11 protein-coding genes are annotated in these 14,546 nt (G+C 63.1%); 4 read left to right on the forward strand and 7 right to left on the reverse strand.

The features are described from left to right. Position 1 precedes the first annotated feature (1 nt). Both FJ492_RS07760 and FJ492_RS07765 read left to right on the forward strand, forming a co-directional pair. Entirely contained in the window at positions 2-1,822 is a 1,821-nt protein-coding gene (locus FJ492_RS07760) for an ABC-F family ATP-binding cassette domain-containing protein (RefSeq protein ID WP_140769339.1), read from the forward strand. Between the two features lie 33 nt (positions 1,823-1,855). Continuing rightward, positions 1,856-2,077, forward strand: a complete 222-nt coding sequence (locus tag FJ492_RS07765; RefSeq protein ID WP_246675940.1) for a CcdB family protein — start codon at positions 1,856-1,858, stop codon at positions 2,075-2,077. A gap of 26 nt (positions 2,078-2,103) precedes the next feature. On the opposite strand, the gene FJ492_RS07770 is transcribed toward FJ492_RS07765, so the two are convergent. After that, positions 2,104-3,858 (reverse strand): hypothetical protein, encoded by a 1,755-nt coding sequence (locus tag FJ492_RS07770; protein ID WP_140769341.1) that lies wholly within the window; start codon positions 3,856-3,858, stop codon positions 2,104-2,106. Between the two features lie 75 nt (positions 3,859-3,933). After that, on the reverse strand, positions 3,934-5,232 hold the full coding sequence (locus FJ492_RS07775; RefSeq protein ID WP_140752019.1) for an adenylosuccinate synthase: 1,299 nt from the start codon (positions 5,230-5,232) through the stop codon (positions 3,934-3,936). Between the two features lie 211 nt (positions 5,233-5,443). Here FJ492_RS07775 and FJ492_RS07780 point away from each other — a divergent pair, with 211 nt between their 5' ends. After that, complete coding sequence (locus FJ492_RS07780) at positions 5,444-6,361, forward strand: DMT family transporter (protein ID WP_027141813.1); 918 nt, start codon at positions 5,444-5,446, stop codon at positions 6,359-6,361. A 204-nt stretch (positions 6,362-6,565) separates the two neighbouring features. Here FJ492_RS07780 and serA read toward each other — a convergent pair whose 3' ends face one another. The 5 genes from serA to glmM all read right to left on the reverse strand — a co-directional run bounded on the left by serA (position 6,566) and on the right by glmM (position 13,263). Then, entirely contained in the window at positions 6,566-8,167 is a 1,602-nt protein-coding gene (gene serA, locus FJ492_RS07785; protein ID WP_027141812.1) for a phosphoglycerate dehydrogenase, read from the reverse strand. 64 nt (positions 8,168-8,231) lie between these two features. Beyond that, positions 8,232-9,407, reverse strand: a complete 1,176-nt coding sequence (locus FJ492_RS07790) for a phosphoserine transaminase (protein ID WP_140769343.1) — start codon at positions 9,405-9,407, stop codon at positions 8,232-8,234. 253 nt (positions 9,408-9,660) lie between these two features. Beyond that, a complete protein-coding gene (locus FJ492_RS07795) occupies positions 9,661-10,518 on the reverse strand; it encodes an outer membrane beta-barrel protein (RefSeq protein WP_140509082.1) in 858 nt (285 codons plus the stop codon). 302 nt (positions 10,519-10,820) lie between these two features. Continuing rightward, complete coding sequence (locus tag FJ492_RS07800; RefSeq protein ID WP_140769345.1) at positions 10,821-11,663, reverse strand: outer membrane protein; 843 nt, start codon at positions 11,661-11,663, stop codon at positions 10,821-10,823. Between the two features lie 247 nt (positions 11,664-11,910). Then, the gene (glmM, locus tag FJ492_RS07805) at positions 11,911-13,263 is read right to left on the reverse strand and encodes a phosphoglucosamine mutase (protein WP_027141808.1); all 1,353 of its coding nucleotides are present in this window, start codon (positions 13,261-13,263) and stop codon (positions 11,911-11,913) included. Positions 13,264-13,632: 369 nt separating this feature from the next. Between glmM and FJ492_RS07810 the strand changes: the two genes are divergently transcribed. Then, the gene (locus FJ492_RS07810; RefSeq protein ID WP_140769347.1) at positions 13,633-14,496 is read left to right on the forward strand and encodes a hypothetical protein; all 864 of its coding nucleotides are present in this window, start codon (positions 13,633-13,635) and stop codon (positions 14,494-14,496) included. The last annotated feature ends 50 nt before the right edge of the window (positions 14,497-14,546 follow it).

Consider the following 14,546-nt stretch of genomic DNA (forward strand, 5'->3'; position numbering starts at 1 on the left):
CATGGCCCCGCCTCTTCTCAATCTCGACGGGATAAAACTGACTTTTGGCGGCACACCGCTGCTCGACGGCGCCGCCTTGACCGCTTCGGCCGGCGACAAGATCGCGTTGGTCGGCCGCAACGGGTCCGGCAAGTCGACGCTGCTCAAAATCGCCGCCGGCGTGGTCGAGCCGCAGGACGGCGAGGTGTTCCGCCAGCCTTCGGCGACGGTGCGTTATCTCCCGCAAATGCCCGACATGGACGGGTTTGGCACCGTGCGGGCCTATGTCGAAGCCGGGCTCGGGCCAGCCGACGATCCCTACCGCGCCAGCTATCTGATGGAGCATCTCGGCCTGTCGGGCGAGGAACGGCCAGGAGACCTGTCCGGCGGCGAGGCCAGGCGCGCCGCCCTTGCCCGCGTCATGGCGCCGGAGCCCGACATTCTGCTTCTTGATGAGCCGACTAACCATCTTGATCTGTCGGTCATCGAATGGCTGGAAGAAGAGCTCGTCCGGACTTCCTCGGCGCTCATCGTCATTTCGCATGACCGCCGCTTCCTCGAACGCGTGTCGCGCGCCACCGTCTGGCTCGACCGTGGCCAGACCCGCAGGCTGGACAAGGGCTTTGGCCATTTCGAGGAATGGCGCGACCTGGTGCTGGAAGAGGAAGAGCGCGAGCAGCACAAGCTCGGCCGCCAGATCGTGCGAGAGGAGCACTGGCTGCGCTATGGCGTGACGGCGCGGCGCAAGCGCAACATGCGCCGATTGGGCGAACTGCAGACCATGCGCCAGCGCTTTCGCGGCCATCGCGGCGCCGAAGGGTCCGCGACCATGGTGGCAAGCGACGCCGCCGAATCCGGCAAGCTGGTGATCGAAGCCAAGAACATCGAGAAGAGCTTTGGTGATCTCACCGTGGTCAAGGGGTTCTCGACCCGCATCCAGCGCGGCGACCGCGTCGGTCTTGTCGGGCCGAACGGCGCCGGCAAGACGACACTTCTGAAGATGCTGACCGGCGAATTGGCGCCGGATGCCGGTTCGGTACGGCTCGGCACCAATCTGGAAATCGCCACGCTTGACCAGAAGCGCGAGGCGGTCGATCCGCAGGAGACGCTGGCGCAATATCTGACCGACGGGCGCGGCGAAAATCTCGTCATCAATGGCGAGCAGCGCCATGTCGTCTCCTACATGAAGGATTTCCTGTTCAAGCCGGAACAGGCCCGCACCCCTGTGCGTGAGCTTTCCGGTGGCGAGCGGGCGCGGCTGATCCTGGCGCGCGTGCTGGCACGGCCGGCGAACCTTCTGGTGCTCGATGAGCCGACCAACGATCTCGACATGGAGACACTGGAACTGCTGCAGGAACTGGTTGCCGGTTTTGCCGGCACCGTCATCCTGGTCAGCCACGACCGCGATTTCCTCGACCGTACCGTCACCAGCATCATCGCGCCGGACGGCGGCGGCCGCTGGGTCGAATATGCCGGCGGCTATTCCGACATGCTGGCGCAACGCGGCGGCACCAGGCTGGACGACCGAAAAGCGCGTCCCAAGGCGGAAGCCGGCGATGTGCCCACGTCGGGCAGGAGCGAGCCGGCGGCGCCGAAAGGGCCGGCGAAGAAACTGTCGTTCAAGCAGAAGTTCGCGTTGGAGTCCCTACCCAAGAAGATCGAGGCGGTGACCGCATCGATCTCGCGGCTGGAAAACAACATCGCCGATCCGGCCTATTACGAGCGCGACCCGGCCTCGTTCCAGAAGACGATCGCCGCCCTCGACAAGGAGCGCGCCACGTTGGCGGCGCTCGAGGAAGAATGGCTGGAGCTTGAAATGCTGCGGGAAGAGATGGAAGGGTGAAGATTGCATGCGGCCTTGGGCGCGCTTGATAGGTTGACCACGAGAGTCGTCATTCCGTTGATGCCGCCCAATATGGCTCCGGTGCCGGGCCGCCGACTAAACCCGACCTTCGCCATCGACGGCAATGACCATGTGATGGTCACACAATTCATCTCAGCCTTGTCGGCCTCCGAATTGCCGGACGTCGAAGGAAATCTTTCCCGGCATCACGACGAAATCGCCGCCGCACTCGACATGCTGTTCCAGGGTTTCTGAACGAAGGCGACCGTTGCGCCGCCTTCTCAACCCGCGGTCTTGGCCTGCCAGGCCTTGATCGCCTCGTCGAACACCTTCTCGCCGGGAAGGCCCTTTTCCATGGTCAGCAATGCCCGCCGTCCGGTCTTGTAGACCACCGGCACGTCGATCCAGTCCTGGCCGCGCAAGAGGGTCATGTTGGCGTCTTCGTCGGCCTTGGTATCGTTGAGCGCGACGAGGAAGAAGCCGTCGGCGATCTTGGCCGGGATGCCGATCAGCGGGCTGCCGGCATCCTGTTCGGAGCTCTTCATGGCGACACGCAATATGTTGTCGACGCCGCCGCCCTCGAAGCCGTCGGGCGTCAGGAAGATCATCTCGATGATGTGGCTGGCCGGCAGGGTCTGGTCGGTGTTGCGACGGATTGTCATGCGCAGCTGGATGTCCTTGCCGGGAATGGTCGCCTCGGCACGGATCGCCGGCTCGGGCGGCAGGTCGCCGCCGGGCGATTCCTGCACCAGCGACCAGACGATGCTGCCGGGCTCGGCCGAACCCTGCGCGGTGCTGGTGCGCTCCTCATAGAAGATCGCCTTCTGGCCGACCGGAACCGCCGTCTGCGCAGCAGCCGCGGCCGGTGCCGCCGGCGTCGCGCCTGCCGGTGCCGCCGGCGTGGCGCCTGCCGGCGCGGGCGGCGGCGTGGCCGCGGCATCGGCCGGGGCCGCGGGCGCGGTTCCATTGGCGGGTGGTGTCGCGGGCGGGGTGCCCGCCGCGGGCGTGGTCGCGGCTGGCGCGCCCGCCGCGGGCGTACCGGCAGCCGGCGTATTGGCAGCCGGCGCGGGAACCGCCGGCGCTGCCGTGGCCGGCGCATTCGTTGCCGTTGGCGGCGTCGTCAACGCGGCGACGGATTCGCCCTCGCCTATGCCGCTCTGCCCACCCGCCGGGCCGGGATCGGTTTCGCCGCCTTCAGGCGTCAGCCGCTGCGTGAATTTCGTGCCTTCGGCGCCTGTCGCGGGCGCCGGAGGCGCGGCCGCGGCATCGGTTGCCGGCTTGGCCGGCGTCGTTTTCACCGGTTCGGTCTTGGCAACAACCTTGCTGCCGTCCATGCCCAGCATCTTGCCGAAGGCATCCTTGTTCAGCCAGATGCCGTAACCGCCGCCGGCAACGACCAGCAATGCGACGACGGCGGCGATCAACCCGCCATAGCTGCGCTTGCGTTCAGCCGGGCGCGAACGCTCGAAAGTGTCGGCGCCCGCCGACGCTTCGTCATCGGCAAAGACATCGTCCTGGTCGTCATCCCGATTCGCGTCCATCCCCGGCAAGGTCTTTTCCGAAGCGGGCTGCACCGGCGTCGGCCTTTGCCAGCCTGGCTCGGATTTGGCGGCTGGAGCAGGCCGGTAGGGCTCGGGATTTGCCACGGGCTGCGCCGGTTTGTACGGCGCCGGGCTGGCCGCGGCAGGGGCGGGCCGATACGGAGAGGAAGCGGGAACCGGTTCGGCCTTGACTGGCTGCTTGACGTGGCTCGACTGGTTCTTGTTACGGTCGATGGAGGAAAAGATGTGTTCCAGTTCCGCGAGCGGATCCGTCTCCGGAACGCTTTTGAAGTACTCACGCTCGACGCCGGCAATGGCGTCGTCCAGCGAGCGTTTCTGTTTGTCTATGGCCTCGGGAGCCAGCGGCGGCGAATATTCCGCAAGCTTCTTCGCCAGCATGGCGCGAACGCTGTTATAGATGCGCGTACGCTTCTCGGGCGTCTCGTCGCCGTGCTTCTCGAACGCGTTTTTCAGAACAGCAACGAAATCTGCCATGCGTCAGTCGACCTGTATTTTGCCTCCGCGCCGGCCCCCGCAAATCAGCCGCGATGCCCGGAAAGGCTTCAGAAACTAGTCTTGAAACGGATCGGTCACAAGTATCGTGTCGTCCCGTTCCGGGCTGGTGGAGAGGAGCGCGACCGGCGCGCCGATCAACTCCTCTATGTATCGGACATATTTGACGGCCTGGGCCGGAAGATCGTTCCAGCTGCGTGCGCCGGCGGTGGTGCCTTTCCAGCCTTCCAGCGTCTCGTAGATGGGCTCGACGCGGGCCTGCGCGCCCTGGCTTGCCGGCAGATAGTCGATCGTCTCGCCGTCGAGCCTGTAGCCGGTACAGACCTTGATCTCGTCCAGCCCGTCGAGCACGTCGAGCTTGGTCAGCGCGATGCCTTTGATGCCGTTGACGGCGACCGCCTGGCGCACCAGCACCGCGTCGAACCAGCCGCAGCGGCGCTTGCGCCCGGTGACGACACCGAATTCATGGCCGCGCGTGCCGAGGAACTCGCCGACCTCGTTCTTCTGCTCGGTCGGGAACGGACCTTCGCCGACGCGCGTCGTGTAGGCCTTGGTGATGCCGAGCACGTAGCCGATGGCGCCCGGGCCGACGCCGGAGCCGGCTGCGGCCTGGCCTGCGACCGTGTTGGACGAGGTGACGAACGGATAGGTGCCGTGGTCGATATCGAGCAGCGTGCCTTGCGCGCCCTCGAACAGGATGCGCTCGCCGGCGCGGCGCTTGTCGTCGAGCACCTTCCAGACGCGATCCATATAAGGCAGGATGTTGTTCGCGACCGAGGTCAATTCCTGCATGATCGCGTCATGCGTGACTTCGGCGTGGCCGAGCCCGCGACGCAGCGCATTGTGGTGCGTCAGCAGCCTGTCGACCTTCAGGGGCAAAGTTTCCAAATCCGCCAGATCCATCACCCGAACCGCGCGCCGGCCCACCTTGTCCTCGTAGGCGGGGCCGATACCGCGTCGGGTCGTGCCAATCTTCGTTCCGGAATTCGAAGCGGCATCCTCGCGGAATCCGTCCAGTTCCCGGTGTACGGACAGGATAAGCGCCGTGTTTTCGGCTATTTTCAGGCGATCCGGCGTCACTTCCACACCCTGCGCCTTGAGCTTCTCCACTTCGGCGACGAAAGCATGCGGATCAAAGACCACGCCATTGCCGATGATGGACAGCTTGCCTTCCCGCACGACGCCCGAAGGCAGCAGCGACAGCTTGTAGACCTTACCGTCGACGACCAGCGTATGACCGGCATTGTGGCCGCCCTGGAAACGCACCACCACATCGGCACGCTCCGACAGCCAGTCAACGATCTTGCCCTTGCCTTCGTCGCCCCACTGCGAGCCGACGACCACCACATTGGCCATGTTTCTTTTCCCTTGAGACGCCGCCGCGCGGCTTGGATATGGTTCGAAACGACAGGCCTCTATAGCGTCAAGACCTCGCGAGTGCGACCTTTCTTTGCCGCCAAAAATGCCCTGAGGCACAACAATTTCCGGCTTTGACATCATTTACTTGGGCTGGTGGGGGCAATAGGCCGGCAAACACCGCAGCCCATCCCGCGGCCGGAAGCCCGCGATGCATCGAAGCGCCTACATATTCCTGCTGCTCACCACCTTGCTGTGGGGCGGCAATTCGGTGGCCGGCAAGCTGGCGGTCGACCACGTCTCGCCGATGACGCTGGTCTTCCTGCGCTGGATGCTGGCCGTGGCGATCCTGCTGCCGATCGGCTGGCGCACGATCCAGGAGGATTGGCATGTCGTGCGCAGGCACTGGTTCGTGCTGGCGGCGCTGGGCGCCAGCGGCTTCACCCTGTTCAACACCATCTTCTACACCGCGCTGAATTACACCACCGCGATCAATGTCTCGATCGAACAGGCGGCGATGCCGATCCTGATCATGACAGCCAATTTCGTTTTCTTCCGCCTGCGCGTGAACTGGGCGCAGATCGCCGGCGTGGCGCTGACCATCTTCGGCGTCATCCTGACGGCCTGTCATGGCGATCCCCGCCGGCTGCTGACGCTGGAACTCAATTTCGGCGACGCCATCATGCTGGTCGCGGTCGTTCTCTACAGCGGCTATTCGGTCGGGTTGCGGCTGAAGCCGGCGATGCGCTGGCAGAGCCTGATGCTGGCCATGTCGTTCGCCGCACTCATCACCTCGCTGCCCTTCTTCCTGTGGGAAGCCGCCGCCGGCAAGGTGATCGTGCCCGATACGCGCGGCTGGGCTGTCATCGTCTACACGGCGATCGGCGCTTCGGTGATCTCGCAGATAACATATATCAGGGGCAACGAGCTCATCGGCGCCAACCGCGCTGGCCTGTTCATCAATCTGGTGCCGATCTTCGGCACGCTGCTTTCGGTGCTGATCGTTGGCGAGACCTTTCAGCTCTATCAGGCGCTGGCATTGGTTCTCGTTCTGGGCGGCATCGGGCTCGCCGAACACAGCGGGCGCAAGATGGCTTCTGGCCAGAGCAATTCCAGGAAGCGCGCGTAGCACTTTCCCTAGGGATCGCCATGTAAAGAGTTGAAGCGGTTCGGCGATTCCATCAAACATTGAACCGCTGACTAGAGGCTTCCAAATCATGCCACCGTCGGCAACGGCGCATCCGCCGGGCGGTTCCGGCGGTCATGGAAACGCCCCGCATGCATGCCGGCAAACGGGGCGTCGTGTGCTTGTCACCTGGGGAGGTGCGGAGAGCTAGATCCCGCCCACGTCGAACTGGAGGCGCTTTGCCGAGTCGATCGACATGTGGCCCCGCACCTGCTCCAGCACTTTTTCCGGGAACGGCGCGTCGAGATAGAGCAGCGCGATGGCGTCGCCGCCGGGTCGGTTGCGCCCAAGCTGGAAGTTGGCGATGTTGACGCCGTTCTCGCCGCACACCGTGCCGAGCAGCCCGATGATGCCTGGTGCATCGGCATTGGTCGTATAGAGCATGTGCTGGCCGACCTCGGCGTCGAGATTGATGCCCTTGATCTGAATGAAGCGCGGCTTGCCGTCGGAGAAGCAGGTACCGGCGATCGAGCGGGTCCTGTGCTCGGTCTTGACGGTGAGCTTGATATAGCCGTCGAAGACGCCCGACTTGTCGCGCTTGACCTCGGCGACGATGATGCCACGCTCCTTCACCATGATCGGCGCCGAGACCATGTTGACGTCGGCGACCTGCGGCCGGATCAGTCCGGCAAGGGCGGCACTGATCAGCGCACGGGTGTTCATCGTCGCGGTCGAGCCGTCGAACAATATCTCGACTTCGCTGATCGGATCCTCGGTGACCTGGCCGACAAAGGCGCCGAGCACTTCGGCGAGCTTGACGAACGGCTTCAGCCGCGGCGCCTCTTCCGCCGTGATCGAGGGCATGTTGATGGCGTTGGAGACCGCGCCCTTGATCAGATAGTCGGCCATCTGTTCGGCGACCTGCAGCGCGACATTCTCCTGTGCTTCCGCCGTCGAGGCACCAAGGTGTGGTGTCGCCACCACGTTCTCCATGCCGAACAGCGCATTCTGCTCCGCTGGCTCGACCTCGAACACGTCGATGCCGGCGCCGGCCACCTTGCCGCTCTTCAGCGCCGCGACCAGGTCGGCCTCGACCACCAGCCCGCCACGGGCGCAGTTGATGATGCGCACGCCATTCTTCATCTTGGCTATGGCTGCCGCATCGATGATGTTGCGGGTCTTGTCGGTCAGCGGCGTGTGCAGGGTGATGAAGTCGGCGCGGGCGAAGAGTTCGTCCAGTTCCACCTTGTCGACGCCGAGCTCCTCGGCGCGCTTGTCCGACAGGAAAGGGTCGAAGGCGATGACATGCATCTTTAGCCCGACGCCGCGTGTGGCGACGATCGAACCGATGTTGCCGCAGCCGATGATGCCCAGCGTCTTGCCGGTGATCTCGACGCCCATGAAGCGGTTCTTCTCCCATTTGCCGGCATGGGTCGAAGCGTTGGCTTCCGGGATCTGGCGGGCGAGCGCGAAGATCATCGCCACAGCGTGTTCGGCCGTCGTGATCGAATTGCCGAAGGGCGTGTTCATCACGATGATACCCTTGCGGCTTGCCGCAGGGATATCGACATTGTCGACGCCGATGCCGGCACGGCCGATGACCTTGAGATTGGTGGCGGCGTTGATCAGCTTCTCGGTGACCTTGGTCGCCGAGCGGATGGCGAGGCCGTCATAGCGGCCGATCACTTCGAGCAGCTTTTCCTTGTCCTTGCCGAGATCGGGCAGATAGTCGACCTCGACGCCGCGATCCTTGAATATCTGCACGGCCGTGGGAGAGAGTTTGTCAGAGACGAGAACGCGGGGCGCCATGGCGGCCTCCTTGAAAATGGGATTGATCCGGGAATGGGCGGCCCTCGGGCCGCCACGGAGAGTTTCAGGCAGCCGCTTTCAGCGACGCCTTCTGGCTGGCAAAAGCCCAATCGAGCCAGGGCATCAGCGCTTCGAGATCGGAGGCCTCGACGGTTGCGCCGCACCAGATGCGCAATCCCGGCGGGGCATCGCGATAGGAACCGATGTCGTAGGCGACGCCTTCCTTGTCGAGCATCGAGACAAGCCCTTTGGCGAACGCCGCTTGCCCATCAGCGTCGAGCGCCGCGACATCCGGGTCGCTGAAAGACAGACAGACCGACGTGTTCGATCGGGTCGCCGGCGCGACGGCGAGATGGCCGAGCCAGGATGAGCTTTCCACGAACCGGTCGAGCACGGCGGCATTGGCATCCGCCCTGGCAATCAGCGCATCGATGCCGCCGATCGACTTCGCCCAGTTCAACGCGTCGAGATAGTCCTCGACGCAAAGCATCGACGGCGTGTTGATGGTTTCGCCCTTGAAGATGCCCTCGATCAGTTTGCCGCCCGAGGTCAGGCGGAAGATTTTCGGCAACGGCCATGAAGGCTTGTAGCTCTCCAGCCGCGCGACGGCACGTGGCGACAGGATCAGCATGCCATGCGCGCCCTCGCCGCCCAGCACCTTCTGCCAGGAGAAGGTCACGACATCGAGTTTCTCGAAATCGAGCCTTTGCGCGAAGGCCGCGGAAGTAGCGTCGCAGATGGTCAGGCCCTTGCGATCGGCGGGAATGAAGCCGCCGTCCGGCACGCGGACGCCCGAGGTCGTGCCGTTCCAGGTGAAGACCACATCGCGATCGAAATCGATCCTGGTCAGATCCGGCAGTGCGCCATAGCCGGCTTCGATCTTGCGGACATCGGCAACTTTCAGCTGTTTGACCACATCGGTGACCCAGCCGGAGCCGAAGCTTTCCCAGGCGACCATGTCGACGCCGCGCTCGCCGAGCAACGACCACAGCGCCATCTCGACGGCACCTGTGTCGGAGGCCGGCACGATGCCGATGCGGTAGTCGGCCGGGACCTTGAGAATCTCGCGCGTCAACGCGATCGCCTGCTCGAGCTTGGTCTTGCCGATCTTGGCGCGGTGGGAACGGCCGAGCGCGGCGGATTTCAGCGCCTCGACCGACCAGCCGGGACGTTTTGCGCAGGGACCTGAGGAAAAATTGGGATTTGCCGGACGGAGTCCGGGCTTCGTAAGCGTCGTCATCGTGGTCTATCCTTCCAGATAGTGGCCCCTCGTTGGGGAGGGGTGGCCCACGGACGGCGATATGCGTTCAGGCCTCGGGCGTCAAGAGGAAAGTTTTTGTCGCTGCCGGGATACCAGACGCATGTCGCCCAAAAGTGCGCGGCGGACAGCGACATGTAATCAAACAAGAAATGTCTGCGATCAGGATTTCGGGATCCAAACGCAAACGGCGGACCTCAGGATCCGCCGCCAAAGTCCCGGTCTTTCCCAGGCCTTACCAGAGGTCGTAGCGCAGCCCGAGCTTGACAGTCTGGTAGTCTATGCCCTTGTGAATGTTGAAGGCGCCATTGTCGTAGGCGACATATTTGCCGTCCGGCACCGAGAAATACTCATAGCCCAGATCGACGGAAACGTTCTTCGTAACCTGATAAGACAGCCCGGCGCCGATCGAGTAAGCGAAGTTGAATTTGGCGGCCGTATCGGTTTGGCCATCATACCCTGCGGGGTCATTGCAGAAAAACCCGCCCGTTCCGGCGGAATTTACCGGTGTTTCCACACAATCCTTGGCGCCGATGCTCTTGTAATATTTGTTGTACGCAAGGCCGATGCCGCCGCCGACATAAGGAGTGATCCCGACATAAGTGCCGAGATCGACATAGCCATTGGCCATGAGGCTGTAGGCTTTGTTGCTGCCGTTGTCGATCTGGTCGCACAACTGCGATGCGGGCGCGGAATTGATGGTTCCGAAACCGTCATCTACGAGCGTCGTGCCTTTGCAAGTGGTGGCAAGTTTCTGATGATCGGCGAATTTATTGGTCGGCAGAATCCCGCCATTCAGTTCCACCCGAAGATAGTCGTTGACGTGATAGCCCATGCCGACGCTGCCTGTAAAAAGGCTGCTCTCGGACGTAAAGCTGTTCAGGGGCCCGCTCGAGACCTCCTCGTTATCGAATGGGTGGCTGAACGCATAGCCGACGTCGCCGCGCAGGTACCAGCCAGAGCCGACCTCGACCGGCACATAGTCGGGTGCCTGGTCGACATAGATCGGTGGATCGTAGTCGGCGGCTATTGCAGGCGTCAGCGGCAACAGGAATGCGGCAAGCGCCAGCCCCATACGCGATATTGATATCATGGTCCCCGGCTCCCGAATTCGGCGCGTCGCATAGGTGACGCACCATCGTTTCAAGGAGCATTGTTAACCATAGTGGTTAAGTCGCGGTTAAGGCTAACAGAGCGTTAGCGAATTGATTTCGCTAATGCATGTCGCCCAAAATGACCTGACTTTGGAGAAGCCGGCATGCAGGAAAGCAAAGATCTGAAGTGTGCCGCTTGGTTCTATTTCGATGCGACGTCTGAAGTACTTCCGTGGCGACAACCCAAACGAAAACCGCCCGGCTGGGCCGGGCGGTTCGCATATATCGGATCGTGCAAGTCTTACTTGGTGTAGATCGGCTCGGGTTCGGGCTGGTAGGCCACCACCGGTGCGGCGCAACCGTTGTTGCCGCCGAACTGGTAGCGCAGGCCACCCCGCACCTCGTGGGTGTTGAAGCCATGGTCGAAGCCAGGCCCGGCGCTGCTCGTGTCGTATTCGAACATGCGGCCGCCCTGGATATGGGAGAAGCGGTAGCCAGCATCGAGGATGATCTTGTCGGTCAGGCAGTAGGAAGCACCGGCCATGACCGCGTAGGCGAAACGCCAGTTGGACGCGCCAGGATTGGTCTCGGTGGTGTTCGGATCGTGGACGGTATCCCACTTGATCCGCGCACCGCCGATGCCGGCGCCGACATAGGGCGTGATGCCGTGCCAGGTGCCGATATCCACATAAGCATTGGCCAGCAGCAGCAAGGCGCTCATCTTCGACACTTCGGTCGAGGTCGAGGTGAGATCCGAGGTTCCGCCATTAAAATTCGACTTGAACCAGTAGTCGGCGGTCAGGTCGGTACGGAAGTGTTCGTTGATCTTGTAGCCGACGCCGCCGCCGAGCGAGAAGCCGCCTTTGAGCTTGCCATAATCGAAAGTCTTGCTGCCGGCGACACCGACAGGAGGTCCGCAGGGGCAAGGGGCGGCCCCATAGGTGATGTAGTCGATGTCGCCCACCTTCGACTTGTGATAGTCGATGTCGCCGCGGATATACCAGCCGCCGACGTCCACCGGCTGCTCGTAGACCGGTGGCGGTGCCTCTTCGACCTGTGGCTCCGGCAGGTCGGCTGCGAACACCGGCCAGGCCAAGCCCGCGAACAGCAGCGCGAACAGGGCATTTCTTGCTGTATTGAACATGCTTGTCACCCCTAGAAACCTCGGAACGGCGATCGCGTCCGGATGAGATTGGCTTTCAGGCGTGGATAATGAATTGCAAAGGTTAAAAGGCGTTTAACCCTGTCGATTAACCACGAATCTCTAAAGTTCCAGGGATTCGGCGATGATTTCGACAGAAGGAGACCAGTTGTGGCCAACAAAAAGCCCGCCGGAGGGGCGAGCTTCGATGCAACCAAGGCGGCGCGCGACGCCTTCCCCTGGGCTGCGATCAGGCGGCGCTGCGGGTTTCCGAGATCACCCCGACGATGTCGTTGACCACGGCCTCGACCAGCTGCGGGTCATCGCCCTCGGCCATGACACGGATCAGCGGCTCGGTGCCGGATGGACGGATGACCAGCCGCCCGGCCTTGCCGAGACGGTGGCGGGCGTCTTCGATCGCGGCCTTGACCGGAGCTTCCTCCAACGGCTTGCCGCCGGCGATGCGAACGTTCTTCAACAGTTGCGGCACCGGCTCGAATTTCTTCGACAGTTCGCTGACCGGGCGGCCCTGCCGCTTGATGCAGGCCAGCACCTGCAGCGCCGAGACCAGACCGTCGCCCGTGGTCGAAAAGTCTGACAGCACGATGTGGCCCGACTGCTCGCCGCCGACATTGAGCCCATGCGCGCGCATATGCTCCACGACATAGCGGTCGCCGACCTTGGTGCGGTGCAATTGCAGCTTCATGTCGCCGAGAAAGCGTTCGAGGCCGAGATTGGACATGATCGTCGAAACGACGCCGCCGCCGGCCAGCCGCCCGCTCTGGTGCCATGACTCGGCGATCAGCGCCATGATCTGGTCGCCGTCGACGATGGCCCCATTCTCATCGACGATGACGACGCGGTCGGCATCGCCATCGAGCGCGATGCCGATGTCGGCGCGCACTTCATGCACCTTCTTCTGCAGCCCGGCCGGATGGGTCGAGCCGCATTCCCTGTTGATGTTGAAGCCGTTGGGTTCGACATTGATCGCCACGACCTCGGCGCCAAGTTCCCACAGCGCCTCGGGCGCCACCTTGTAGGCCGCGCCATTGGCGCAGTCGACGACGATCCTGAGGCCCGAAAGCGACATCGAGCGTGGCAAGGTGCGCTTGGCGAACTCGATGTAGCGGTCATGCACGCCGTCGACGCGCTTGGCGCGGCCAAGCCCGTCGGAATCGGCGAGCGCCAGTTCGATATCCTTGTCGAGCATGCTCTCGATGCGTTCTTCGATCTCGTCGGAGAGCTTGTAGCCGTCAGGCCCGAACAGCTTGATGCCGTTGTCATAATAGGGATTGTGCGAAGCCGAGATCATGACGCCGATGTCGGCACGCAGCGAACGCACCAGCATCGCGACCGCCGGCGTCGGGATCGGGCCGAGCAGGAACACGTCCATGCCGGCGGCGCAAAGGCCGGCCACCATCGCGTTCTCGATCATGTAGCCGGAAAGCCTGGTGTCCTTGCCGAGCACGACACGATGGCGATGGCTGCCGCGCTGGAACGAAAGACCGGCGGCCATGCCAACCCGCATGGCGATTTCGGCGGTCATCGGAAACTTGTTGGCGCGCCCGCGAATGCCATCCGTGCCGAAGTAATTCCCTGCCATGCTAACCAGTACCCTCGATTGTCCTTAGCCGGCACGTCATGCCACAATTGGCCGCCGCGCCTCGATCACATTGTGTGATTATATGTTACCAATCCTTAGAAAATCATTGTTGTGCACTGCACACAACATGGCGGCAGCTTAGCATGGAGACGCGGTTGCCTCTCAATATACCAGTTTTGCGAGCCATTCGGCGCGGATGCACCCCGAGAATTCTTGCTTCGGCGGCCGTCAGGCCAAATGATTTCATCACCTTGTCGTCAGAATGCGATTTTCGGCGATATATACGCCACTTGGCATCTGGCGCAACCGACCGTTGAGCGTTATTGATTCGCTGGGACGTATAATGGGCTGCAGCCACGGAGAAACGCTATGCTCATCCACCGAATTGCTACTCTGACCGGCCTTGCGGTCGCGACGTTGTTCCTGGCCGCGCCAGCCAACGCGCTGACGATGGCCGAGTGCAGCACGAAGTATAACGCCGCCAAGGACGCGGGGACACTTGCCGGGGCGACCTGGAACCAGTTCCGCAAGGCACAGTGCGGCACCGACGCCGCGGCCACCACCGACACCAAGGCGGCCACGACCAAGGCTGCTGAAACCAAGCCGGCCGAAACCAAGCCGGCCAAGACCACCAAGGCTGCCGCCGCAGCCGCCGACAGCACGGCCAAGGGCCTGACCGCCAAGGAATGCAGCACCAAGTACCAGGCGGCCAAGGCCGCCGGCACGCTGAACGGCATGAAGTGGAACGACTTCCGCAAAACCGAATGCGCCGCTGGCGCATCCGCCGCCGCTGACAGCACCAAGCCGGCGACCACCAAGGCTGCGACCACGACCGCCCCGGCCGCCGCTTCTGGCAAGCGCCTGAGCATGGCCGAATGCAGCACCAAATATCAGGCTGCCAAGACGGCGAATACGCTGAACGGCATGAAGTGGAACGACTTCCGCAAGAGCGAATGCGGCGCCAGCGCCTCTGACGATGATACCGTGCCGGCTCCGAGCGAGGCGACCTACACCAAGGAACCAGCAAAGCCGACTGCTGTGGCGCCAAAGGGCGTGACTTTCCCGACCGCCATCTCGCCGAAATTCGCCAGCGAGACCCCGGCCAAGGGCCGCATGCACACCTGCCTCGAACAGTACTACGCCAACAAGGACGCCAACACGCTTGGCGGCCTGAAGTGGATCCAGAAGGGCGGCGGCTTCTACAGCCTCTGCAATGCCAAGCTGAAGAGCTGATCGACCGCATCTGAAAAAACAAAGCCCGCGAGCCGCAAGGCTCGCGGGCT

Source organism: Mesorhizobium sp. B2-5-4 (assembly GCF_006441095.1).
Taxonomy (GTDB): domain Bacteria; phylum Pseudomonadota; class Alphaproteobacteria; order Rhizobiales; family Rhizobiaceae; genus Mesorhizobium; species Mesorhizobium salmacidum.

Coding starts and splice junctions, on each gene's coding strand:
- FJ492_RS07760 (WP_140769339.1), top strand. CDS start 2: ATGGCCCCGCCTCTTCTCAATCTCGACGGGATAAAACTGACTTTTGGC.
- FJ492_RS07770 (WP_140769341.1), bottom strand. CDS start 3,858: ATGGCAGATTTCGTTGCTGTTCTGAAAAACGCGTTCGAGAAGCACGGC.
- FJ492_RS07775 (WP_140752019.1), bottom strand. CDS start 5,232: ATGGCCAATGTGGTGGTCGTCGGCTCGCAGTGGGGCGACGAAGGCAAG.
- FJ492_RS07780 (WP_027141813.1), top strand. CDS start 5,444: ATGCATCGAAGCGCCTACATATTCCTGCTGCTCACCACCTTGCTGTGG.
- serA (WP_027141812.1), bottom strand. CDS start 8,167: ATGGCGCCCCGCGTTCTCGTCTCTGACAAACTCTCTCCCACGGCCGTG.
- FJ492_RS07790 (WP_140769343.1), bottom strand. CDS start 9,407: ATGACGACGCTTACGAAGCCCGGACTCCGTCCGGCAAATCCCAATTTT.
- FJ492_RS07795 (WP_140509082.1), bottom strand. CDS start 10,518: ATGATATCAATATCGCGTATGGGGCTGGCGCTTGCCGCATTCCTGTTG.
- FJ492_RS07800 (WP_140769345.1), bottom strand. CDS start 11,663: ATGTTCAATACAGCAAGAAATGCCCTGTTCGCGCTGCTGTTCGCGGGC.
- glmM (WP_027141808.1), bottom strand. CDS start 13,263: ATGGCAGGGAATTACTTCGGCACGGATGGCATTCGCGGGCGCGCCAAC.
- FJ492_RS07810 (WP_140769347.1), top strand. CDS start 13,633: ATGCTCATCCACCGAATTGCTACTCTGACCGGCCTTGCGGTCGCGACG.